The organism is Fibrobacter sp. UWB15, assembly GCF_900177705.1.
In the GTDB taxonomy this organism is placed as follows: Bacteria; Fibrobacterota; Fibrobacteria; order Fibrobacterales; family Fibrobacteraceae; genus Fibrobacter.
The window spans coordinates 61,312-83,479 of record NZ_FXBA01000008.1; the positions used below are offsets into that span (position 1 = coordinate 61,312).

The 22,168-nt window shown below is 49.0% G+C and carries 20 protein-coding genes; 11 read left to right on the forward strand and 9 right to left on the reverse strand.

What is annotated here, in order from left to right; genetic code table 11:
- Positions 1 to 158 precede the first annotated feature (158 nt).
- Positions 159 to 380: a hypothetical protein gene (locus B9Y58_RS11210; protein ID WP_073056624.1), complete on the forward strand. Its 222-nt coding sequence runs from the start codon at positions 159 to 161 to the stop codon at positions 378 to 380.
- Positions 381 to 475: 95 nt separating this feature from the next.
- Complete coding sequence (gene folD / locus B9Y58_RS11215; protein WP_072798351.1) at positions 476 to 1,315, forward strand: bifunctional methylenetetrahydrofolate dehydrogenase/methenyltetrahydrofolate cyclohydrolase FolD; 840 nt, start codon at positions 476 to 478, stop codon at positions 1,313 to 1,315.
- Here folD and B9Y58_RS11220 read toward each other — a convergent pair.
- The 3 genes from B9Y58_RS11220 to metE all read right to left on the reverse strand — a co-directional run bounded on the left by B9Y58_RS11220 (position 1,312) and on the right by metE (position 5,034).
- Entirely contained in the window at positions 1,312 to 1,635 is a 324-nt protein-coding gene (locus B9Y58_RS11220) for a hypothetical protein (RefSeq protein WP_073056622.1), read from the reverse strand. The two genes, folD and B9Y58_RS11220, sit on opposite strands and share 4 nt — an antisense overlap.
- A gap of 56 nt (positions 1,636 to 1,691) precedes the next feature.
- Positions 1,692 to 2,675, reverse strand: coding sequence for a hypothetical protein (locus tag B9Y58_RS11225; protein WP_073056619.1), 984 nt, complete (start codon positions 2,673 to 2,675; stop codon positions 1,692 to 1,694).
- A 94-nt stretch (positions 2,676 to 2,769) separates the two neighbouring features.
- Positions 2,770 to 5,034 (reverse strand): 5-methyltetrahydropteroyltriglutamate--homocysteine S-methyltransferase, encoded by a 2,265-nt coding sequence (gene metE, locus B9Y58_RS11230; protein WP_073056616.1) that lies wholly within the window; start codon positions 5,032 to 5,034, stop codon positions 2,770 to 2,772.
- A 157-nt stretch (positions 5,035 to 5,191) separates the two neighbouring features.
- Between metE and B9Y58_RS11235 the strand changes: the two genes are divergently transcribed.
- Positions 5,192 to 6,097 (forward strand): LysR family transcriptional regulator, encoded by a 906-nt coding sequence (locus B9Y58_RS11235; protein ID WP_073056613.1) that lies wholly within the window; start codon positions 5,192 to 5,194, stop codon positions 6,095 to 6,097.
- 1 nt (position 6,098) lies between these two features.
- Here B9Y58_RS11235 and mnmA read toward each other — a convergent pair whose 3' ends face one another.
- Entirely contained in the window at positions 6,099 to 7,187 is a 1,089-nt protein-coding gene (gene mnmA, locus B9Y58_RS11240) for a tRNA 2-thiouridine(34) synthase MnmA (protein WP_073056610.1), read from the reverse strand.
- Positions 7,188 to 7,350: 163 nt separating this feature from the next.
- Here mnmA and B9Y58_RS15170 point away from each other — a divergent pair, with 163 nt between their 5' ends.
- Complete coding sequence (locus tag B9Y58_RS15170) at positions 7,351 to 7,629, forward strand: aldehyde dehydrogenase family protein (RefSeq protein WP_369828743.1); 279 nt, start codon at positions 7,351 to 7,353, stop codon at positions 7,627 to 7,629.
- Complete coding sequence (locus B9Y58_RS11245) at positions 7,520 to 8,041, forward strand: aldehyde dehydrogenase family protein (RefSeq protein ID WP_073056603.1); 522 nt, start codon at positions 7,520 to 7,522, stop codon at positions 8,039 to 8,041. Before B9Y58_RS15170 ends, B9Y58_RS11245 begins: the two co-directional genes overlap by 110 nt.
- Positions 8,042 to 8,221: 180 nt before the next feature.
- On the opposite strand, the gene metK is transcribed toward B9Y58_RS11245, so the two are convergent.
- Complete coding sequence (gene metK, locus B9Y58_RS11250) at positions 8,222 to 9,412, reverse strand: methionine adenosyltransferase (protein ID WP_073056600.1); 1,191 nt, start codon at positions 9,410 to 9,412, stop codon at positions 8,222 to 8,224.
- A 244-nt stretch (positions 9,413 to 9,656) separates the two neighbouring features.
- Between metK and B9Y58_RS11255 the strand changes: the two genes are divergently transcribed.
- From B9Y58_RS11255 to B9Y58_RS11265, 3 genes are read left to right on the forward strand one after another with little or no spacing between them, the layout of a single operon-like run.
- Positions 9,657 to 10,616, forward strand: coding sequence for a 50S ribosomal protein L11 methyltransferase (locus tag B9Y58_RS11255; protein ID WP_073056596.1), 960 nt, complete (start codon positions 9,657 to 9,659; stop codon positions 10,614 to 10,616).
- A gap of 15 nt (positions 10,617 to 10,631) precedes the next feature.
- Positions 10,632 to 11,234 (forward strand): dimethylsulfonioproprionate lyase family protein, encoded by a 603-nt coding sequence (locus B9Y58_RS11260; RefSeq protein ID WP_073056594.1) that lies wholly within the window; start codon positions 10,632 to 10,634, stop codon positions 11,232 to 11,234.
- Positions 11,235 to 11,258: 24 nt separating this feature from the next.
- The gene (locus B9Y58_RS11265; RefSeq protein WP_073056592.1) at positions 11,259 to 12,068 is read left to right on the forward strand and encodes a HesA/MoeB/ThiF family protein; all 810 of its coding nucleotides are present in this window, start codon (positions 11,259 to 11,261) and stop codon (positions 12,066 to 12,068) included.
- Positions 12,069 to 12,073: 5 nt separating this feature from the next.
- On the opposite strand, the gene B9Y58_RS11270 is transcribed toward B9Y58_RS11265, so the two are convergent.
- Positions 12,074 to 13,498: a MocR-like pyridoxine biosynthesis transcription factor PdxR gene (locus B9Y58_RS11270; RefSeq protein ID WP_073056590.1), complete on the reverse strand. Its 1,425-nt coding sequence runs from the start codon at positions 13,496 to 13,498 to the stop codon at positions 12,074 to 12,076.
- A gap of 140 nt (positions 13,499 to 13,638) precedes the next feature.
- Between B9Y58_RS11270 and pdxS the strand changes: the two genes are divergently transcribed.
- Entirely contained in the window at positions 13,639 to 14,517 is an 879-nt protein-coding gene (gene pdxS / locus B9Y58_RS11275; RefSeq protein ID WP_073056588.1) for a pyridoxal 5'-phosphate synthase lyase subunit PdxS, read from the forward strand.
- Complete coding sequence (gene pdxT, locus B9Y58_RS11280; protein ID WP_073056586.1) at positions 14,517 to 15,122, forward strand: pyridoxal 5'-phosphate synthase glutaminase subunit PdxT; 606 nt, start codon at positions 14,517 to 14,519, stop codon at positions 15,120 to 15,122. The genes pdxS and pdxT overlap by 1 nt, the downstream gene beginning before the upstream one ends.
- A 56-nt stretch (positions 15,123 to 15,178) precedes the next feature.
- On the opposite strand, the gene B9Y58_RS11285 is transcribed toward pdxT, so the two are convergent.
- Together B9Y58_RS11285 and B9Y58_RS11290 are read right to left on the reverse strand one after the other, a co-directional pair.
- Positions 15,179 to 16,948, reverse strand: coding sequence for a PA14 domain-containing protein (locus B9Y58_RS11285; protein WP_158278353.1), 1,770 nt, complete (start codon positions 16,946 to 16,948; stop codon positions 15,179 to 15,181).
- 48 nt (positions 16,949 to 16,996) lie between these two features.
- The gene (locus tag B9Y58_RS11290) at positions 16,997 to 19,486 is read right to left on the reverse strand and encodes an FISUMP domain-containing protein (protein ID WP_073056582.1); all 2,490 of its coding nucleotides are present in this window, start codon (positions 19,484 to 19,486) and stop codon (positions 16,997 to 16,999) included.
- An 80-nt stretch (positions 19,487 to 19,566) separates the two neighbouring features.
- Here B9Y58_RS11290 and B9Y58_RS11295 point away from each other — a divergent pair, with 80 nt between their 5' ends.
- A complete protein-coding gene (locus tag B9Y58_RS11295; protein ID WP_073056581.1) occupies positions 19,567 to 21,015 on the forward strand; it encodes an FISUMP domain-containing protein in 1,449 nt (482 codons plus the stop codon).
- 13 nt (positions 21,016 to 21,028) lie between these two features.
- On the opposite strand, the gene B9Y58_RS11300 is transcribed toward B9Y58_RS11295, so the two are convergent.
- A complete protein-coding gene (locus B9Y58_RS11300; protein ID WP_073056576.1) occupies positions 21,029 to 22,087 on the reverse strand; it encodes an MBL fold metallo-hydrolase in 1,059 nt (352 codons plus the stop codon).
- Positions 22,088 to 22,168: the final 81 nt, after the last annotated feature.

Below are 22,168 nucleotides of genomic sequence, written 5' to 3' on the forward strand. Positions count from 1 at the left end.
CAAAAATTGGCGTTTTTAGCAAAATTAAGCAACTTTTATCCAAATAGACAACAACTTACCTTACACAAACGCCGTAAACAGGGGTTTACAAAGGGGTTGCACAATAAGGTTATTGTTACTAAATTTACACATAAGAGTGAGAAAAATAAGGAAATTGTATGAATTCAAGATTCAAAAATTTCATTAGCTCGGCCAACGAGAACAAGGCTACCTTCGATACCTCCATCGAAGGGGTCCGCAATACTCTGGATGCCATGACCGCCACAGCAAGCACTCCGGCAGTTCAGAGCGCTTCTACGACCGGCTGGCTCAAGGGCTCGCTTTCTTATCCGTGGGTTTTAGTTTGCTCCTTGGTCCCGTCTCTCAAGGACCTGTTCTAAGAATTTCCAACCGAACACTTTAAAGCACCCTGCAAAACGCAGGGTGTTTTTTTATTTTTGGCGAAAACCCGCGCATCCCGCGCAACGGAGATTTTATGGCAGCACTCATCCTCGACGGCAAGGCACTTGCCAAGACCACTGAAGAAGAACTCAGCGCCCGCGTGGCAAAGCTCAAGGAAAAGACGGGCAAGACCCCGATCCTTGCAACGATTTTGGTGGGTGACGATCCGGCAAGCGCCACTTACGTGAAGATGAAGGGCAACGCCTGCGCCCGCGTGGGCATGGAAAGCATCCGCGTGGTGCTCCCGAAGAACACCACCACGCAGGAACTCCTCGACAAGATTCAGGAACTCAACGAAAACAACGACGTGCACGGCATTCTGCTGCAGCACCCGGTTCCGCGCCACATCGACGAACGCGCCGCTTTCGAAGCGATTGACGCCCGCAAGGACGTAGATGGCGTGACCTGCCTCGGCTTTGGCCGCATGGCAATGGGCGAACCCGCTTACGGTTGTGCAACGCCGGCTGGCATTATGCGCCTCCTTAAGGCTTACAACATTCCGCTCAAGGGTAAGCACGCCGTGGTGGTAGGCCGCAGCGCTATCCTTGGCAAGCCCATGGCTCTTATGCTTTTGAACGCAGACTGCACCGTGACCATTTGCCACAGCAAGACCGAAAACCTGCCCGAATTCGTGAAGCAGGCCGATATCTTGGTCGGTGCGGTCGGCAAGCCGGAATTCATCAAGAAGGAATGGATCAAGCAGGGCGCTGTCGTGGTCGATGCCGGTTACCATCCGGGTGGCGTTGGCGATATCGAAAAGGGTCTTGACGACGTGGCTTCCGCCTACACTCCGGTTCCGGGCGGCGTAGGCCCCATGACCATCAACACGCTCATTTACCAGAGCGTGGAATCCGGCGAAAAGTATTTGGGTTAACGGCGAGTCCGCTCTAACTCTACGGCGTCGGTTTCAGCAGAATTGGGCGAAAGCATGCCTTTCACAATGTCGCCCACAAATTCGGCACCAACGCCAATCAACGTCCCGACAGTAGAATCGTTTGAAATTTTCTTGCTGTCCATTTCGACAGTCGCATCTTTTATGGCAGACTTTTCGTTTTCTTTAGGGTCCGCATAGACAACCGGGCCTTTCTTATGGCCAAGATCAATGCTATCGGCTGCCGTAGGAGCCTTCTTTTGCACCAACTGGGCGCAAGCGACGCCCGCAAGCATCAATAAGGCCAATCCAATAAATTTCATTTTTGCACCCTCTGTGCAAAATATAGCAAGACCTTGGCGGAGCGAATCAGGATGTTCTAAAACTTAGTCAAGAATTCCTTGGCGTCCATGGACTGCACCAGGGTATCGCCCAAGAGAGCCCGCAGGCGTTCCAAATCGGGGTGCCCTTCGCGCTCGAACACCACCACCTTCTTAAAGCGGTCACGGTGCCTCAGCAAAAATTCCAGATTGTTCATGTCGGACTTCGGGAATCCATAGCCCAAGAAGAAAATCTCTTCAGCATTCTTGAGATAGTAATCGGCCTTGCTCCACAACAAATTAAACAGGCTCCCGCGCAAGAAAGATTCCTTGGCATGCGCCATCGGAATATAGATCGGAGTGTCTTCACGATAAATCGGAAAACTGCGGTCGCAAGGTTCCACCTGGCACACATTCTTTAAATCAAGCGGATCAGAAGCGCCCTTGACCGGGTACCAGTTCAGCGAGCCATGCAACTTGAGCAAGTCAATCGAATGAGTCCGCGGCGCACGAACCGCACTGCGGTCAGCAGGGTCAATACGCACGCCATAATCTACCGCCACGTTCGCACTCATCTTAGGATCATCAGCAATGATGTTTTCAATCAACGTGTCGTAATTAAAGCTGAGCAGCAAGGTATCGCGCACACCTTCGCTCGGGCAATTCACACAGCCCGCCAAAAACTTGCGGAGAATGGCCGCCGACTGGGAATCTACCGCATGGTCATGGCGAATCGCACCCGCAATAAAACGCAACAGTTCAAAACGCAGGCTCGAATGGTAAAGGCTCTCGCGCACACCGGGGAAAATCTGCGCCGACAGAATCGACGTCGAAAGCGTTTCGATATTCAGGTATTCCGCCTGATTGTTGCAAAGCTCCAGAAACCGCCTACAGTAATCACGCAGGTGCGGGAACTCGTCTGAAATTCCAAAGGGAATCAGTTCGTTCAAGTCGCGCAGCGTGGGCATTTGCGGACAAAACGACTTGCTGAATCCAGAACCCAGCACAAAAATGCGGCGGTATGTACTCGATGCGATATCCATACTCTTAATGTATAATAATTTCAGCGGAAGTGCAATAAAAAACGCCTCACGCCAAAAACGTGAGACGCATCAATCCAGAAATGTTCCTTACGGCTTATTCGGCGCGCAATCTCTTTGCAGCCGCCACGAGATTCTTGAGGCTTGCCGTGGTTTCGGTTTCGCCGCGGGTCTTAAGGCCGCAATCAGGGTTCACCCACACGTTCTGCTGCGGGACCTTCGCAATAATCTTGTGGAGCGCATCCACAATTTCTTGTTCCGAGGGCACGCGCGGAGAGTGAATGTCATACACGCCCGGCCCCACCTGCGTTTCGAACTTGGCTTCGTTCAAGGCGTCAAGCAACTTGAGGTCGGAACGGCTAGCTTCGAAGGTGATCACGTCGGCATCCATGTTGTCGATATCGCGCACGATGTCGTTGAATTCGCTATAACACATATGCGTGTGAATCTGCGTTTCGGGCTTGACCTTCGCATGCACCAGGCGGAATGCCGGAATGGCCCAGTCGAGGTATTCCTTGTGCCAGTCGCTCTTGCGGAGCGGCAGCTTTTCGCGGAGGGCGGCTTCGTCAATCTGGATAATGCGAATGCCGTTCTTTTCGAGGTCAAGGACTTCGTCGCGAATCGCAAAGCCGATTTCCTGCGCCTGCACCTTCAGCGAAACGTCTTCGCGCGGGAACGACCAGTTGAGAATCGTCACCGGGCCCGTGAGCATTCCCTTCACCGGCTTCTTGGTGCAACTCTGGGCGTATACAGACCATTCGACCGTAATCGGAGCGCTGCGGCTCACGTCGCCCCAGACTACAGGCGGCTTCACGCAGCGAGTACCGTAGCTCTGCACCCAGGCATTCTGCGTAAACACGAATCCGTCAATTTTGGAACCGAAATATTCCACCATGTCGTTGCGTTCGAATTCGCCGTGCACAATCACATCAAGGCCGATTTCTTCTTGCAGCTTGATGCATTCGGCAATCTTCTTCTTGTTGAATTCCACATACTGTTCCTTGGAGATTTCACCCTTGCGGAAAGCGGCGCGGTTCGCGCGGACTTCAGCCGTCTGCGGGAAAGAACCGATGGTAGTCGTGGGGAAGGCGGGCAGTTTGAATTCAGCCTTCTGCACTTCGCGGCGCTTGAGGCGGCTCGGTTTGCGTTCGAAATCAGCGGCGGTGAGGGCGGCAAGTTCTGCCTGCACCTTGGCGTTTGCCTGCACACGCGGCTTTGCAAACAAGGCCTTATTCTTTTCGAGGGCGTTAACGTCACCGCTTGCGATCTCGGCAAGTTCCACAAGCTTTTCTTCGGCGAAGGCGAAGTGACGGAGCGTTTCGGCGGGGAGTTTCTGTTCGGCAGCAACCGTATACGGCACATGCAACAGCGAGCAAGAAGTTCCAACTACCACGTTTTCGGCACCGACAGCACTCACGATTTCGGCGAGCAGAGCAATCTTCTGCGAGTAATCGGCACGCCAGATGTTCTTGCCGTTCACGATACCGGCGAGCAAGAGCGTGTTCTTCGGGAAACCGGACTTTACAAGTTCCAGCGACTTGAGGCCTTCCACAAAATCAAGACCGATGGCATCGAAACCGAGGGCAACCACATCCTGGTACACATCGCGGATATCACCAAAATAAGTCTGCAAGGCAATCTTGAGGCCTGCGGTACGCACCTTCTTGACGAGTTCCACATAAATAGACTTGAAAAGTTCCTTTTCTTCGGCGGTCACGTCAAACACCAAAGCGGGTTCGGCGAAACTGATCCATTCGGCACCGGCTGCGGCGAGCAATTCGGCAACCTTCGCGTAAGCAGCGACTGCAGAGGCTACAAAATCCTTGGCCTTCTTTTGACCATTGTAGCGGGCCAAGCGGAGGAACGTGTAGGAGCCAATCAAAGTCGGCACGGTCTGGATTCCAGCAGCTTTTGCTTCGTTGTATTCCTGCACCGGCTTGGAATCATTCACCTTGAATTCAGAAGCGTCATCAATTTCCGGAACAATGTAGTGGTAGTTCGTGTTGAACCACTTTTTCATGGGGAGAGCCTTCACGTCGCCCTTTTCACCCTGGTAACCGTGAGCGGCTGCGAAATACTTTTCGAGTACGCTCAAGTCGAGGTTTTTATAACGTTCCGGAACGATGCCGAACAAGAATGCGGTATCGAGAACGTTATCGTAGAACGAGAAATCGTTCGAGGGAATAAAGTCGATGCCGGCGGCCTTCTGCTTTGCCCAACCGTACTGACGGATTTCGGCGGCGACGTTCTGGAGCTCCGCTTCGGAGATTTCGCCCTTGAAGAACTTTTCGCTTGCAAACTTGAGTTCGCGGGCCTTACCAATACGCGGGAAACCGATTACAGATGTTTTTTTATTGCTCATAGTGTTTTACCTACCTTTTTTGTTTGTTTTTCGATTACGCCGCCAAATATATCTCCTTTTTCATCATCGGTAAAATACTATTTTTTAGGCATTCACCATAGAATTTTCCTATGGTATAAACAAAAGAAAAGTTGATAACTGGCTATAAGAAAGGTCTATGACTTTACAACAACTTAAATATGCTATCGCCGTAGCCGACACACGCAACATTACCGAAGCATCGAAGCGTGTATTCATATCGCAACCGAGCCTTACGGCAGCCATTCACGAGCTTGAAGAAGAAATGGGAGTCACCATTTTTAACCGCTCCAATAAAGGCGTCACGATTACTAACGAGGGCGACGAACTTCTCTCTTACGCAAGGCAAGTTTTGGAACAGGCAACCCTGATGGAAGACCGCTACAAGGGCGGCAAAGGAGGCAGTACCATCTTTTCCGTGAGCTGCCAGCACTACTCTTTTGCGGTCAACGCATTCGTCGATGTCATCCGAAAATTCGGCGGTCCGAGCTACGATTTTACGCTCCGAGAAACTCAAACTAACGAAATTATTGACGATATTGCGAAGCTAAAAAGCGAAATAGGCGTACTTTATTTGAGCGACAAGAACGAAAAAGTCATTAAAAAACTCATTCAAAAGAACAATTTGGTCTTTGAACCGCTCTTTGCGACCCCTTTGCACGTGTTTATGTCGTCCAGGAACCCTCTCGCTCGAAAAGAAAAAATCACGCTGGAAGACTTGAAACCGTATCCGTACCTGACCTACGAACAGGGCGACTTCAACTCCTTCTACTTTGCCGAAGAACCCCTGACCGCCATTGATTTCGACTGTCCACGCAATATCAAGGTTCGCGACCGCGCGACGCTTTTCAACCTGCTCATTGGCCTGAACGGTTATACCATCTGTTCGGGTGTCATCAGCCACAAGCTCAACGGTCGAAACATTATCGCGAGGCACCTCGACGTTCGCGACAAAATGACCATCGGTTACGTGATGCGAAAAGGCGTAACGCCTTCGCGCTACGCCAAAGCTTACATCGCCGCACTCCTGCGACACTGCAAATAAATTACTTGTCAATAATTGCCGAGGCGACGACGCCTTCGCCGGCGTAAAGCACCAGCACTTGGCCAGGAGCTGCTGCAAATTGCGGCGTTTCGAATTCAACGCGAATGCGGCCCGGTTCCAAATCCAGAATCTTTGCGGGAGAGCCCTTGTGGCCCAAGCGAATATGGGCGTCTAGCGGTCCCCTAAGCAGCGGCGAGTTTTCGTTGACCATCAAGTTTAAGTCAATGGCAGAAACTTGAATGCAGGAAAGAGCGCTGCGGGGCCCGAGAACTACCTGATTCTTGGCAGCATCAATAGCCACCACAAAAAGCGGTTCCTTTTGCCCACCAATATTCAAGCCCTTGCGCTGACCTACGGTATAATTCACAATTCCCTTATGGCGGCCAAGCACCTTGCCGCTCACATCCACGAAATCGCCCGGCACCTGGTCCGATTCTTCGAACAGCACCGAGTAATCACCGCATTCGATAAAATCCTGGCTTTCGCGCTTGGTCGCAAAATCTTCCCAGCCGATTTCAGCGGCGAGAGCCTTTACATCTTGCTTGTGCATACCGCCCAGCGGGAAAAGCACTGTTGAAAGTTGCTCTGCCGAGAGGCGCGACAAAAAATAAGTCTGGTCTTTGCCCGCATCTAAAGCGCGATATAAGAACGGTTCATTCTCGTTTTTGAAATCGAGGCGCGCATAATGCCCCGTAGCAAAACAATCGAATTCAATTCCCATTTTGCGGGCGGCCAAATGCAATGCGCCAAACTTGATGGACTGATTGCAACGCACGCACGGGTTCGGAGTACGGCCAGCGCGGTATTCGGCGCGGAAATAATCCAGCACCTTGGTTTTATATTCGCCGGCAACAGGAACCACATAATGCGGGATTCCCAAGCGGTCTGCCACCAGTTTCGCTTCTTCGATATTCTTATCTTCGCTGGGGCCGTAGCAGCCTTCACGACCTTCTACTGCGGGCATATTCACCGAGCCGTCCCACGTTGCCATGGTAAGCCCCACCACATCGTACCCCTGCTTTTGCAACAGGTACGCCGAAAGGGCGGAATCTACACCGCCCGATAAACCGACTGCCACTCTTTTTGTCATCTGACTAAATGTAGAAGTCGCAAAAACAAATGTCCAATAATGTTTTTTGATACCTAGGTATCGTTAAAAATTATAACAACTCATTGTATCGAGGCGCTATAAAAATTTATGATAATTCATTGATACCGTACCCAAGGCAACTGCAGACGATGTCAATCAAGCGATTGATGCAGCGCAAGTAGGAAAGCGCGTTTGGGCGAAAGTGCCCACTCATGAACGAGTCCGCCTACTGAACCGTTGTGCAGATGCCATTGAAGAACATCTTGAAGATCTTTCTCAAAATCTTTCACGGAAAATGGGGAAAATCATTCAGGAAGCTCGTGGAGAAATTCGTGTTAGCGCGCAAGCGACACCCCCCCCTTACATTAATAAAAATAATTGCCCTTTGTATAGAACAGGGAATCCCAGGAAGCGTATTGCAAATCATAACAGGCTCTGGTGAATTTATCGGAAAAATCCTTGCAGAAAGCCCCAAAGTAAACGCAATTTCTCTTACTGGCAGCACGGAAGTTGGTGTTTCGCTGGCAGAAATCGGCGCAAAAACACTTAAACGAGTTTTTTTGGAATTAGGTGGAAACGATCCTTTAATCGTACTTGAAGACGCCGTTAAATTCGCCAATGCGTCAAGGTACGGGCTTCAAGCGGGCATTATGAGTAAATCTGTAGAGCGAGCGATGCGCGTTGCAGCAAATCTTCAATGCGGCGCCGTTGTTATTAACGGATCGGGGAACTACCGACATATTGAACAACCTTTTGGCGGTTACAAAATGAGCGGTGTCGGCCGAGAAGGCATCTCCGGAACTCTTGCTGAAATGACGCAAGAGAAAACATACGTGCTAAAAAATGTTCTATAAGCGCTAAAAGCTTTTGGAGTGAGACATATAACAAAAAAGGCTCGTCGTTTGACGAACCTTAATCTTTTTGCTAGAGAGAATTCGCTTATGCTTTGGCGAGTTTCTTCTGTGAGCCACAAGCGACTCATCTTAATGAGTCGTGGTGGCGAGAGCGAGCGTTTCGGGTACGAACTTTGTTGACTAGACGCGAGCGGCTTTTTTTAAAGTTGCAGCCTTGTCCGTCTTTTCCCAGGTGAAGCGAGCGCCGGTGCGGCCGAAATGGCCGAGCGCGGCAGTTGCCTGGTAGCCGGGCTTCTTCAAGTCAAGCATCTTCACGATGCCTGCCGGAGAAAGGTCGAAGGTCTTCTTCACGATTTCTTCAATCTTGCGGTCATCAATCTTGCCAGTCTTGAACGTATTCACCAGCACGGACACCGGCTTGGAATAACCGATAGCGTAGGCAAGCTGCACTTCGCAACGGTCTGCAAGACCAGCTGCCACAATATTCTTTGCCACATAGCGAGCAGCATAAGCGGCGCTGCGGTCGACCTTACTCGGGTCCTTGCCGCTGAAAGCGCCACCACCGTGACGGCCCATGCCACCGTAGGTGTCCACGATAATTTTACGACCCGTCAGGCCGCAGTCACCGTGCGGGCCTCCAATCACGAATTTACCCGTCGGATTGATGAGGAAGCGAGTCTTCTTGTCCAAAAGCTTTGCGGGAATCACCTTCTTGATAAGCTTTTCGATGATTTCCTTTTCGATGGTAGAATGCTTGAGTTCCTTGCCGTTCACGAATTCATCGTGCTGGGTGCTGACCACCACGGTATCGACGCGCACGGGCTTATCGTTTTCGTCGTATTCGACAGTCACCTGAGATTTTGCGTCGGGGCGAAGCCACTTGATTTTGCCGGATTCGCGGAGGTTCTGGATTTCTTCCATGAGCTTGTGAGCAAGGCTAATCGGAAGCGGCATCAATTCCTTGGTTTCGTTCACGGCGTAACCGAACATCATGCCTTGATCGCCTGCGCCCTGCTTGTCATCTTCCTTGCCTTCGGCCGCCTTGGCGTCAACACCCTGAGCGATATCGGGCGACTGCTTGTCCACTGCAACGAGCACGGAGCAGCCCTTATAATCAAAAGCAAGTTCCGGATTCACGTAACCGATGCTCTTAATAGTCTTGCGTGCAATTTGTTGGTAATCGATAACTGCTTTAGTGGTAATTTCGCCAGAAATCACGACGAGACCGGTGTTGGCGAGCGTTTCGCAAGCCACGCGGCTATTCGGGTCTTGGGCGAGGCAGGCGTCGAGAATTGCATCCGAGATCTGGTCGCAAACTTTGTCGGGGTGTCCCTTGGACACCGATTCAGAAGTAAAGAGATAATGTGCCATTGTATAAGGCTCCTTTTGTTAACAGCACCGAAAAGAACGTCGCATTTTTGAGCATTCCCAAGCGCTGAAAAAACGTGGTTTGAATTTCTATGCATAAATCTACATAAATGCATAAACTTTGTCAAGGAAAAACGGGCTTTTTACTTATACAAAAAATTGATAGCAAGCGCTAGAAATTTTGTATTGGACGCGGCTATAGTCCACATCTATATTTGGACTCAAAAAAAAGTGAGGCAACCTATAAATGAGTATTTTAGTTGATGTTAAAAAGTATCTGGCTTTAGAAGAAGCACCGAAACATGTTCAAGATTACCTTTCCGTGGCTGTAACGGATCACGCCTATTTGCCAAAGACCGAAGATATTACTAGCGATTGGGTGGCCTACATTGCGGCACCCGCTTTCAAGCTGATTCGCGAAAACTTGGGGCACGACGTGGAAGCTTTCGCTTCAATCGGTACGGGCTCCGGTATCGATGTCTTGACGGGCATTGAACTTTTGGGTGCCAAGCGCGTAGGTTTTACCGACTTGCTGGAAAGCGTGGTGGATGCCGCCGCTGAAAACATCAGGAAAAATTTGAAGAATGCAGATTCAATTGAATTGGAATTCGGTGCAGGCGACCTTCTACAACCTCTTGAAAATGGCAAGCGCCGTTACGACGTGATTTACGAGAACCTGCCCAATGTCCCGTTAACGGACAACACCAAGATTGAAGACAAACGAAACAGCGGCCATTACCTGGAAAAGCGCGTCGAAGTGATTCCAGAATTCGTGCACGAACAGATGCTGGATTTGCATTATCTGGCACTCAAGCAGGCACGCGATTACTTGGCTGACAAGGGTGCCGTTTATTCAACACTCGGTGGCCGCGTACCTCTCAGCGCACTTATCAAGCTCGGTGAACTGGCAGGGCTTTCTTCTGAAATTTTCACTTACTCCTGGAAGGTGCAGGCGGAACCCGAAGACGTGATTTCGGGCTACGCTGCACAAGAAAAGGCGGGCCTCGGGCCGTTCCGATTCTACCGCGCGAGCGACTTGCAAAAAGCATTCGCCGATATTTCGGTGAAAGAATCCGGCAAGAACGCTTTCGAAATCGAAAAGTCGCTGGAATCTTCGAAACTTACTGCTAAAGAAGCTTACGAAGCATTCCTAAAGGGCGAAGTGATCGGCCACACCGTTGCCGTGTTGAAATCCAGTGTGAAGTAAAACGAGCAAATTCCGATGCAAGATTTTATCGCCCGTTTAATTGAAGAATCGAAGCGATTTCTGAATGAACGCGCCCAAATTGACGATGATATCGGTCAAGAGGCAGCCAAGTTTGTAGCGCGTGAAATCCCTGCCCCGAGTGGGACTTTCGAAAAAAGCGATTCTCCGTTGATTCGCTGGATTGAAGACTCCGCAAAACACGGAAGTTCAGAGACTGCAAATTTGCTGAAAGCGTTAAAGCCAGCACTCCCTTTTTTGCCATGGAAGTATAATTACGAGCCTCGCGCCGATATGCCTGATTTAGGAAACCGTATGGGCTGGGGAGAAATCCTCGGGCCCGAAGCGCCGTATCACGACGAGCATTTTTGTTTCGGGTTTACGCTTCTCGGAAAGAATACCTTGTATCCGGCGCATTATCACCCCGCCACGGAACTTTATGTGGTGCTTTCGGGCCTTGCCGTTTGGACATTAGACGGCGTTTCAAAAGTCCGCGGTCCCGGAGAATTTATTCTACACCCCTCGAACCACGTCCATTCCATGCAAACAAAAGACGAGCCGTTGCTCGCGCTTTACACGTGGAGCGGTGAAGATGTTGTGACGCTCTCGAAGTACGTGTGATGAGTTCGAAAATCCAATAGAAAAATGGTTTTTACCAACGAACAATTGGAACGCTATTCGCGCCACATCATTCTTAAAAATGTCGGCGTAAAGGGCCAAAAGAAGCTCTTGAATGCGAAGGTACTCGTCATTGGTGCGGGCGGCCTTGGCGCGCCAGTGGCCATGTACCTTGCCGCCGCCGGCGTGGGCACGATCGGTATTGCCGATGCCGATGTGGTTGACCTTTCAAATTTACAACGTCAGATAATACACGCCACGCAAGATGTGGGTAAGCCCAAGGTGCAATCCGCGAAAGAAACCATGGAAGCGATGAATCCTGACGTGAATGTAATCGCTTACCATACTTTCGTAACGAGCGAAAACATTCTCGACCTCATTAAGGATTACAATTTCATTATTGATGGAACCGATAATTTCCCGGCGAAGTTCCTGATTAATGATGCTTGCGTCATGGCGAAGAAGCCTTTTTCTCATGCAGGTATTGTCGGATTTCAGGGGCAGCTGATGACATACGTGCCGGAGCAGGGGCCTTGCTACCGCTGCATTTTCGAGGAACCGCCCCCGAAAGGTTCTGTGCCGACTTGCAAAGAGGCGGGCGTGATTGGGGCAATCGCAGGCGTCATCGGAAGTTTGCAGGCAATGGAAGCAATCAAGTATATTCTTGGAGTGGGTAATTTACTTACGGGTTACCTACTCACCTACAACGCACTCACGGCGGAATTCCGCAAGGTAAAACTCCCGAGTCATAACGATGACTGCGCCGTTTGCGGAACTCACCCAACTATCACCAAGCTAATTGACTATGAACAGGCTGAGTGCGATTTAAAACGTTAACCCTTTTAGTTGCACAGGCTCGCGAGTATCTGCACTGCTTTTTGCATGCTCGCTCTATCTACCGACGAGTAGTTCACGACAAACTTGTGCTGCGATGGCTTCGCCTCAAAATAATACTCCGAAAGGGCGCGGATGTTTACCCCGCGAAATCGGGCGCGGTTGCAGAATTCTATATCGGAACATTTCGTGTTCACTTCCAAGATAAAGTGGAGGCCAGCATCTTCTTCGTAAATTCGGGCGACATTCGAAAGCCTGCTCTTGCGGATAGCCGACAGGAGCATATCACGCTTGGCCCGGTACAGATTGCGCATGCGGTTGATATGAGTTTCGTAGTAACCGAGATCGATGAATTTTGCCATTACATACTGATCCAGGTTCGAAACCGTACACGAATAGAACGAAAGTTTATTATGGAATTTCTCGGCAAGATGTGGCGGGAGCACCATATAACTGAGGCGAATCGCAGAAGTCATCGTCTTCGAAAAGGTGTTCAGGTAAATCACCTTCTCGGTAACATCGATGTTCTGTAGTGCGGGGATGGGCTTTCCGGTCATGCGGAATTCGCTGTCATAGTCATCTTCGACGATGTAGCGATTGGGAGATTCGGCAGCCCAACTGAGCAGGCGATAGCGTTCGCCGACAGGCATCACCATCCCGGTCGGAAAATGGTGCGCCGGCGAAATATGAACGACATCAACGTCAGATTTCTTGACGGAGTCTACAAAACTTTCTGCCGCAATGGGAATATGACACACCTTGACGCCGTATTGGCTATACAGTTTTGATATTTTACTCCATCCCGGGTCTTCTACGCCATAGCACTTGTCAAATCCGAGCAATTGTACTAGCAAGCCATAAAGGTAATCGGTTCCGGCGCCAATGACAATCTGTTCTGGCGACACCTGGATATTTCTGAATTCGCGGAGCATGCGGGCAATGGCTCGGCGAAGTTCTAGCGCGCCCATTCCCGGAGAAACTTGCAACAAATCATTTTGCCTTTCGCAAAGGACCTCCCGAGTGATTTTTGCCCAAGTGGTAAAGGGGAATGCCTCGATGTCGGCGCCATTGCTTGCGAAGTCGGCGATATATTTCGGGTTGACATGTTCTGATTCGTCGGAGAGTTCTGCGTGGATTCTGCGCGTGCGGGGTTTCTTGCGGTTCCGATGGACTTGCGCATTAGCCGCGGCATTTATGTCTACAACAAAGAAGCCTTTTTTAGGGAGCGAATAAATGTAGCCTTCGGCGAGGAGCTGTGCATAAGCATTTTCAACCGTCACGACGCTAATGCCGAGATTCTGCGCGAGGTTGCGTTTGGAAGGGAGTTGTTCTTCGGCAAGGACGTTTCCGCTTACGATATCTTTTTTGATGCATTGATAAAGGTAATGGTAGAGGCTATTTGCTCCCGCCTTGGACATATCGTAAGTGAACATGAAACTGACCTTATTAGTATTGCTAATCTGATATTTAACTGACCTTATAAAAATAGTAAAAAACTGAATATTGTGCAGGTCAAGCGAATGTTTTAAATTACAGCCTGAAATTAAACCATTCCACAACCAAGGAGATTTACATGTCTGACCAGAACCGTTACGAACTCAACAAGAACCTTGCCCAGATGCTCAAGGGTGGCGTGATTATGGATGTGACAACCCCTGAACAGGCCAAAATCGCCGAAGCCGCAGGTGCCGCCGCCGTGATGGCCCTGGAACGCATTCCTGCCGACATCCGTGCCGCGGGCGGTGTATCGCGCATGAGCGACCCCAAGATGATCAAGGGCATTCAGGATGCCGTCTCTATCCCGGTCATGGCCAAATGCCGTATCGGTCATTTTGCCGAAGCGCAGATTTTGCAGGCTATCGAGATTGACTACATTGACGAAAGCGAAGTGCTTTCTCCTGCCGACGATATTTTCCACATCAACAAGCGCGATTTCGACGTACCGTTCGTGTGCGGCGCGAAGGATTTGGGCGAAGCGCTGCGCCGTATCGAAGAAGGCGCGTCGATGATCCGTACCAAGGGCGAGCCGGGTACGGGCGACATCGTCCAGGCCGTACGACACATGCGCCTGATGAACCAGGAAATCGCCCGCATCTCGAGTATGCGCGAAGACGAGCTCTTTAACCGAGCCAAGGAACTCCAGGTGTCGTACGATCTGGTGCGCTTCGTTCACGACCACAAGAAACTCCCCGTAGTGAACTTCGCTGCCGGTGGTGTTGCCACCCCCGCCGATGCCGCCCTCATGATGCAACTCGGTGCCGAAGGCGTTTTCGTAGGCTCCGGAATCTTCAAGTCGGGCAACCCCGCCAAGCGTGCCGCCGCCATTGTACAGGCAGTTACCAATTACACCGATGCAAAGCTTATCGCCAAGCTTTCTGAAGACTTGGGCGAAGCCATGGTCGGTATCAACGAACAGGAAATCGCGTTGCTGATGGCCGAAAGGGGAAAGTAATGGGAATTAACAAACCGCAAATTGGCGTACTCGCGGTGCAGGGGGCGTTCATCGAACATGAACGCATTCTGCAATCGCTCGGCGCCGAAGTATTTGAAATCAGGCAGTTACGCGACCTTGACCGCCATTTAGACGGTCTCGTACTCCCCGGTGGAGAAAGTACCGTGCAAGGGAAGCTGCTCCACGACTTGGGACTTTTCGAGCCTCTTCGTAAAAAGATTGTCGAAGGCCTGCCCGTACTCGCAACATGTGCCGGCGCAATCCTCCTTGCCGAAAAAATTGCAGGCGAAAACAAGGCGCATTTCGCAACACTCCCCGCCATTATTCGCAGGAATGCTTACGGAAGGCAGCTCGGCAGCTTCTTTACGGAAAACGAAGTCGCTCACATCGGAAAAGTGCCGCAGACCTTTATTCGCGCGCCCTTCTTTGAATCGGTCAGCGAAGGCGTCGAAATCCTTTCGCATACGGCAAGTGCGAATACTGCAGATGCTCCCGAGCAAATCGTTGCCGTTCGCTACAAGAACCAGATTGCACTTTCGTTTCACCCGGAACTCAATAGCGACACGAGCATTCACCGGTATTTTTTGAAGCTAGTACAGAGTTGACATCGCTTTTGATAGCGCAGGGCTACTCCCTGCGCGAGGATTTTTAGTTTGGTATATTACTGGATGTTTAAAAAGCCTTTGATTCTTCCTAAAAGGTCGTACAGTTTGCCGTTTTTTTGTGGCATCCGTTGTGCTTTGACTTTATGGATGCGAATCGTTTTTTGTTCCGGCACTTCCAGTTTTTGCATCGGATCTCCGATAATCGATTCTCCATAGAACCAATCGTAAAGGTCTTCCTTGTGGCCATACTGGTTCCTTTTCACCCTTTCGTTTACCCATTCCCGGAACGATTCGCCAATGAACTTGTGCTCAAAGGCGTAGTACATGAAACCATCCATTTGGTCGCTTCCACTGGTTTTGGACGAACCGATACTTACAAAACCGCCGTTAATCGTGTTAAAGATATGCTCGCTTCCAACAGAGGCACTATTGGCGTTGCCGTAGAAATCATAGCAGGTAAGTGGACCACAGCAGGCAAAGTGGAAGAATCTCGGTGAAACGCACATGTTCCTTTCCACTTGTGTTATATCCAGTCCGTTTCCAAGGCCAGTTTGGCCTCCGTGCCCACCATAAAGGGCCCAATCATACTTATCTGATTTTATGTTGTCTAGATATTCCTGCCCGTCAGCGATAGACTTATCAAGGGAGTCTGGGGAATAAAGAAGGCTCAAGCCATCAACGAATTTCTGGTCTAGAGGATTGTTTAGGCCTCCTTCCTCAGTTAGGAACATGGCACTACGCGTAGCTTTCTTGAACAAACCGAGATAGTAGTTGTGAATTTTCTCGAAATAGTTCAATAAAAGTGTTTTGGGGTTACCGTAGAAACCTGCCGTGTTGGGGTCAATTCGAGAAACCCATATTTCAAAAGAATCAGAAACTGCGCCACTTTTGGAATAGTGCCCGTCAAAAACTCCATTGGATTTTCCAGAAATCCAAAGGTGCTTTATGTCTTCTTCGGGGAGCGAATCTATCATGAAAATATTTCCGTAAAAGGTTTGGTTGAGACCGCGTGTGCTCTTGTCATTTTGACGCCAAACGGAATCAGGGATTGGCATATAGGAGGCATTATTCCCGCATTTCCATTTTAGTGTCAGATAAGCGGCGCCATATTCCTCTGCATAGTTTAGTTTGAATTTGTAGAGACTGTCTTTCTTGAATTGAAAAGCGCTGTAATATGGAATGTCCCAGTTGTTGAACCATGCATCAATGAGCAGGGAATCGTTAATCCAAAGGCGCCTGTCGTTATCCGTGGTAAGTTGCAGGGAACAAAGTGCGGTGACTGGAGATTTTATGTATCCGGAATATGCAATTGAAAAACTATCCGCCGGTACTTTCCCTGGTATCGGAGAACCATCGCGTACATCAAAGTTTAATGTTGTCGTGGTGGTTTCAAACAACTTTCCGCCATAGGCTTCGGGGCCTCCGGCAGCAGTGTCTTTCCAAACACCGTCAAGGTCCATGAAGTAAAGGTCTGTTACCCAGCGCTGGTACCGGAATCCTTCTTGTGTTTTCTGGTAGAATTCAAATTGAGCTCGAGGAATGTCTCCAACAAAGATGGCGCCCGTGATGGAATCCTTCTTGCTTACGAGTATTTCTTTTAGGTCGGTGGCTTTCCCGCCGTTCTTCTGGGATTTGAAAGGCACGATAGTAGCGTTTACTTGATAAGTATTCCAGATGTCATCCGTATAGGTGTCTATGGCATTCTTGATTTCGTTGTCTTTTATCATTTCGTCGTCAACGACGATGAGGATATCAGATGCTTTGCTCCATGCGCAAACAGAAAATAGGAGAATTACCCCCAAAAAGTATTTAAGTGTATTTTTCATGAAAGCCCCCCTTGACTTCATTAAAGATAAAATCCTTTTTGGAAAACTTTACGGATTTTTGACGCAACGTATTCCAAAATAATCGCCCGCGCTAATCGTATCTCGCATGACTTTATTTCCAGACATGTTGTAGTAATATCCGGTTTCGTCTTCTGCATCGGAGTTCTCGACGCCAAAGCAGGCTACCGTGCGGGGCGAGCCGAAGTCATAATCATTGTAGCATCCGTTTGGCAAGGCGTTGAAACCGTACGCATTGTTCCCTTGAACCTTCATCGGCCAAGCAAAGGGATTCTTCAAGCCAACCGAGGTCGAATCCTTGTCATACGTACTTGCCAGCAATTTTTCCCAATCAGCCGTTGTGGAAATATGCCAGCCATCGGGGCACAAGTCCCCGCCTTCTTCCGATGTGAACGGATATTTATAATGTCTTCCATAAACATCGCACGAATCCAGCTGGCAGTAACTACTGTCTGTTTTGAAATTCAAGTTTTCAACCATCCAGGTTGCGCCACCGATTTCTACTGCCTTGTAAGTATGACCATCACGGGCATCTTCGAGGGTTTCGTACTTGCCCGTATAACCGTAAGTAAAAGCGGTATCATTAACGCAACGGACACTCTTGTGTACCCTCATTCTTGCTTCAGTTGTATACAGGGTATCCGAAGAATTCTTATAGGCGTACAACATGGCCGCCGTCGTGTCCGTAATCTTCGTGCTTGACCAGAATGAAGCGGTATAATGCGGGCGGGAATAGTCTTCACTTGCAATAAGCCCCATCGAAAATCCCGTCTCATCGCTATAGTACGAAGATTCATCCTTACTCAGGAGCCTTCTGCTCTTGTAATCTTTTGCACCGATATAAATCAAGGTGTCAAATTCCGCCTGAGAAGGCAGATGCCAGCCGTCAGGGCATACCTCAAGAGCATCTTCGTAAGTATAATGTTGTCCGTATTTCCTTGCTTCTACAGTTTTGCTCTTCTCGGTTTCGTAGCGGAGGTTCTGCGCCATCCACTTCTGTTGCCCGATAATGGTTGTCTTATAGACTTGCTTGTCTCGCGGGTCGGTAAATTCCCCATAATCAAAGTCAGGATTGATGAAGACTTCTTTTTCGGGGTCCGCCTTTTCATCTTCCCTGTACCCCTTGATGCAAAGAAGGTTTGCAGAAGTAGAAGTTCTGCTGCTCCAATAAACATTCTGCGTCGTATTGAAAGCAAATACATTGCGATAGCTGTTGTTTTCGGCATACACAAAGAAGCCGGCATCAGTCCTTTCTCCATTGAATTCACGGTTGTCAAGGCGAGCGGTTTTCTTTTCATAGTCTACCCACACATCGTAGTGTCCAGTAGGCGTGATGTTCAGTCCATAGGCGTTTATTCCGTTTCCGGCATCCCACCCTGATGATGATTTCAGCATGAGCGAGGCAAAGCACTTTCCGCCAACGTCCTTAAAAAGATTTTCCCAATCAAGACTGTCGGCCACATACCAACCATCACCACATGTAGCACCATTGTAATACGGAGTCGTGTTGACAGCGCCCTTTTTCCAGACTTTATCCCCGATTTTCACACCGCCACCTTCATAGACACAATTATCCGTTGTTCCGTCGTTACAAGGTTGAACTCTTGGCTGCCATACCGCATCTTCACAACCCTCTGCAGTCGATTTCACGGTTTTAGGGTTTTTAATATCGGGGCGGTCAATCTCATCTTTGACGCAGCGAACCATTTTCGGAGCTGTAGAAGATCTGTCTACGCCATTGACATCAATGTCGTACAAATCGATATCAACATAAACGCCGCGCCTATAGCCATATATATAATGTACGTTTTCATAATTGAAGTTATTCGAGGTATAGAACTGAATCAAACGGGACAAGGAATCCTTGTTTGTCCTAATAGAAAATCCATAATCGTCCGACCCGCAGTAATAGCAGTTTTCCTTGGCCAAGTAAAGGTAAGCGACACCTTTATAAGAATCGTCATCTTTCCTTTTTTGGGATGTTACCGAAACAAGGGTATCCCATTCATCGAGAATCGGAACATGCCACCCCTTGGGGCATGCCCCCTGGAACGGGTATTCGCATTGTTTATTAGGATTACAACCGCTATTGGCTGTATCCAAAACCGCCGCCCACGTATAGGCTCTTCCGAATTTTTTGCAGCCTTTTTCACCTTCCTCAACACACCAACTTCCCGGTTCAATTTTGTAGTTCAGGTTTTCAGCCATCCAGGTTTGGTTCCCGATGGTTACATATTTATATTCCTGACCATCACGCTCATCAACGAAGGTTCCTTGCTCAAACTCAACCTTATCAGGCCTAGTCTTTACCTTGGACTTACTGGACGAAGAACCATCCGTCGTAGAAGAACTGCTTTTTGAGCTACCGCTACTATTGTCCTGGCCGTCACCATCCTCTGCTTCCGATGAAGAGGAGGGCTCATCTTCAACTTGAGCGGTTGACGAATCGCCTTCTCCGCACCCGAACGTAAAAAACAGGGCAGAAAGCAATATGCTTAAACAGAGGAATTTTTTCTTCATAACCCACCACTTAGGATAAAACATCTACCTCAAATATAATTTTTCTACATTTTCATGGTCTGAATCATAGGAGGGTTCATATGTTTTCTCGGATATCGATCAGTCGCCTTGCCGTTCCTCTTGGGTTTACCGCATCGGTGCTTTGTATTTCCGCTTGTTCTGACGATAGCGGAACATCGGCCTCGGAAAACGGCTCTACAAACAGCGGAACCATCAAAGAAGTTTTTCACGGACAATCCCCCGTACCGAAAATCGTTCCCGCAGGGACCTACGACTGTTCCAAGCATAAGTGCGTTTACGACGCCTACCTGAATCCAGATGTAACCTATGGCGAATTCTTGGACGAACGCGACGACCATGTGTACAAGACTCTTGAAATCGGAGGTCATATTTGGCTTGCCCAGAATCTTGTATTCAAGACAAAAAGTGGCCAAGTCTCTTCCATGTACAACTCAAGCAGTTATGTTTTGAAGAGCGGTTACGATTACGATGTTACTGCCGCTGCAGACACACTCCGAACTAACTGCGGAGACACCCTGAGCCGAGAAAACTGCAACTGGGATGAGCGCGGAATTTGCCCTCTGGGATTCCATATGCCTACTTCTCGTGAAGCGCACGAATTGTTAAACGAGTTCAAATCCGAAGAAAACATTAATATTTTCGATTCAAAAAATCCAACCGGTTTTATATCGGGGACCTCCGATGGCTCCAACATTCATTTTTGGTACTGGGCCACTAACCACTGGGAACAAATATGGTGCCAGAAAAGCTGCAGCGACTGGACCTTGAGTCATTTTAGAAGCGCCGCCATCCGTTGCGTTGCAGACACTGTTCCAAGACAGTTCACTAGCGGCTCCTATGTATCTACCCTCAACGCAGAACCGGACACTGCCAGCGATCTCAACCGCATTGCCTCTGAAATGGAAGTAGATTGGGAATACGGCGAACTAAAAGATGAAAGAGATGGCAAAGTGTACAAGACCATCACCTTCCAAGGGCGCGAATGGATGGCCGAAAACCTCAACTACGATTCGCCTATAAAAAACGGAGATTTCTGCCTTAACGACATCGAAGAAAACTGCGATATTTATGGACGTTATTACACCTGGTCAGTAGCAATGGATTCTGCAAAAACCGGTTGCGGCATGGGAGTGAAATGTGCTCCGGGCGACACCGTTCAAGGAATTTGCCCCGATGGCTGGAGATTGCCCGTTTATAACGATTTGCTCGTATTTGAAGAAAACTACTATTATAATTTATCTTGCGCTTCTTCATGGAGTTCTTATTACCCTTCAGAAGAAGGCTTTAGAAAATACCACTGCAACACCTATGGATTCGCCATGCCCGCAAACGGGCTACGCATGGCTCCGGGTATTTATTCTTTCATGACGACCGGGAATATCATTTTGGCGCAGGAACGTGACGAAGAAAATGCCTACGTCGGTAGATTTACTACGTACCAACGCCCATCTAGTTACAACATATACAAGTGGCAAGCCGCTGCCGTAAGGTGCATAAAAAAGTTTTAATAAACGACCTATTTTAATCTAAATAAACGACTTCGCCGATTTCAGGCATCAATACGGGCTTGCCAGATTCCTTGGCGGCCCGCTTTGCATTTTCGAGTGGCTCAAAGTAAGCGTGTTTGCTCAGGCAGAATTTGGAATGATGGACGGTGAGGTAACGCTTAGCGCCAAGTTCCATCATTTCTTTGCCCAAATATTCCGGCATAGTATGGATTTGCGCCCAGTCCGGATTGTACTGACCATTTTCCATAATGCCCAAATCGATATTCTGGAACTTTTCGCCAATCTGCTTGAAATGCTTGCCGTAACCGCCGTCGCCACCAATCCAGACAGTACGCTTTGGCGATTCGTAAATAAACGACGCCCAAAAGGTCTTATTCTTGTTCAGATCGCGACCCGAAAAATGTCTTGCCGGAGTCGCCGTGACGCGGTTGCCGTCGCCAAGGTCCATAGATTCCCACCAGTCGAATTCTAGAATTTTTTCCACAGGGTAACGCCAATACTCCAAATGCGAACCGACTCCGAGCGCCGTAACAACCTTCTTGACACGCGGTTCTAATTCCACAACGGTTTCGTAATCCAAATGGTCCCAATGATCATGCGTAATCACCAAGTAATCAATATCCGGCATATCGGCAGGTTTATAGATATCCGTACCCTTGAACATCTTGTTCGCAAAGCTCACTGGCGACCCCTTATAAAATACGGGATCTACTAAGATTTTTTTGCCGGAAAGGTTCAAAAGGTAAGACGAATGGCCAAACCAAACGACCCAATCCTTATCGCTGGGCAGTTTTTTCAGGTCAGTCTTGATAGCAGGCAGGGCGGTGTCCGGAACCGTTTGCTTTTTAGTGTTGAACATGAACTCCCGCCATACGGCAAGCGTGCTCTTGTTACCGGTCATAAAGAGCGTTTCTTCTTCGTTCACGAATTGCCTGCCGTCGTAATGCGGGGATTGCTTAATTCGTTCGAGGCGCGCACCATGCGGGATTTTTCCGAAACTAGGCTGGCCAAGGAACAATGCGCCTGCATTACAAATAAGAAAGAATACCGAAAAAAAGATTGCCGTAACCATACGCGTTAAAGAATAAAAATTATTCCATTAACCCGCAGATTCCAGCAAAGAAATTCCGACAGAAGTAGAAAATCAACCGAT

What these genes read in the sequence shown, in the direction of transcription:
- B9Y58_RS11210 (WP_073056624.1), top strand. Translation starts at nt 159, where the DNA reads ATGAATTCAAGATTCAAAAATTTCATTAGCTCGGCCAACGAGAACAAG.
- B9Y58_RS11260 (WP_073056594.1), top strand. Translation starts at nt 10,632, where the DNA reads ATGCAAGATTTTATCGCCCGTTTAATTGAAGAATCGAAGCGATTTCTG.
- B9Y58_RS11220 (WP_073056622.1), bottom strand. Translation starts at nt 1,635, where the DNA reads ATGAAATTTATTGGATTGGCCTTATTGATGCTTGCGGGCGTCGCTTGC.
- B9Y58_RS11265 (WP_073056592.1), top strand. Translation starts at nt 11,259, where the DNA reads ATGGTTTTTACCAACGAACAATTGGAACGCTATTCGCGCCACATCATT.
- pdxT (WP_073056586.1), top strand. Translation starts at nt 14,517, where the DNA reads ATGGGAATTAACAAACCGCAAATTGGCGTACTCGCGGTGCAGGGGGCG.
- metE (WP_073056616.1), bottom strand. Translation starts at nt 5,034, where the DNA reads ATGAGCAATAAAAAAACATCTGTAATCGGTTTCCCGCGTATTGGTAAG.
- B9Y58_RS11295 (WP_073056581.1), top strand. Translation starts at nt 19,567, where the DNA reads ATGTTTTCTCGGATATCGATCAGTCGCCTTGCCGTTCCTCTTGGGTTT.
- B9Y58_RS11300 (WP_073056576.1), bottom strand. Translation starts at nt 22,087, where the DNA reads ATGGTTACGGCAATCTTTTTTTCGGTATTCTTTCTTATTTGTAATGCA.
- B9Y58_RS11235 (WP_073056613.1), top strand. Translation starts at nt 5,192, where the DNA reads ATGACTTTACAACAACTTAAATATGCTATCGCCGTAGCCGACACACGC.
- folD (WP_072798351.1), top strand. Translation starts at nt 476, where the DNA reads ATGGCAGCACTCATCCTCGACGGCAAGGCACTTGCCAAGACCACTGAA.
- B9Y58_RS11285 (WP_158278353.1), bottom strand. Translation starts at nt 16,948, where the DNA reads ATGAAAAATACACTTAAATACTTTTTGGGGGTAATTCTCCTATTTTCT.
- B9Y58_RS11270 (WP_073056590.1), bottom strand. Translation starts at nt 13,498, where the DNA reads ATGTTCACTTACGATATGTCCAAGGCGGGAGCAAATAGCCTCTACCAT.
- B9Y58_RS11290 (WP_073056582.1), bottom strand. Translation starts at nt 19,486, where the DNA reads ATGAAGAAAAAATTCCTCTGTTTAAGCATATTGCTTTCTGCCCTGTTT.
- B9Y58_RS11255 (WP_073056596.1), top strand. Translation starts at nt 9,657, where the DNA reads ATGAGTATTTTAGTTGATGTTAAAAAGTATCTGGCTTTAGAAGAAGCA.
- pdxS (WP_073056588.1), top strand. Translation starts at nt 13,639, where the DNA reads ATGTCTGACCAGAACCGTTACGAACTCAACAAGAACCTTGCCCAGATG.
- B9Y58_RS11225 (WP_073056619.1), bottom strand. Translation starts at nt 2,675, where the DNA reads ATGGATATCGCATCGAGTACATACCGCCGCATTTTTGTGCTGGGTTCT.
- metK (WP_073056600.1), bottom strand. Translation starts at nt 9,412, where the DNA reads ATGGCACATTATCTCTTTACTTCTGAATCGGTGTCCAAGGGACACCCC.
- mnmA (WP_073056610.1), bottom strand. Translation starts at nt 7,187, where the DNA reads ATGACAAAAAGAGTGGCAGTCGGTTTATCGGGCGGTGTAGATTCCGCC.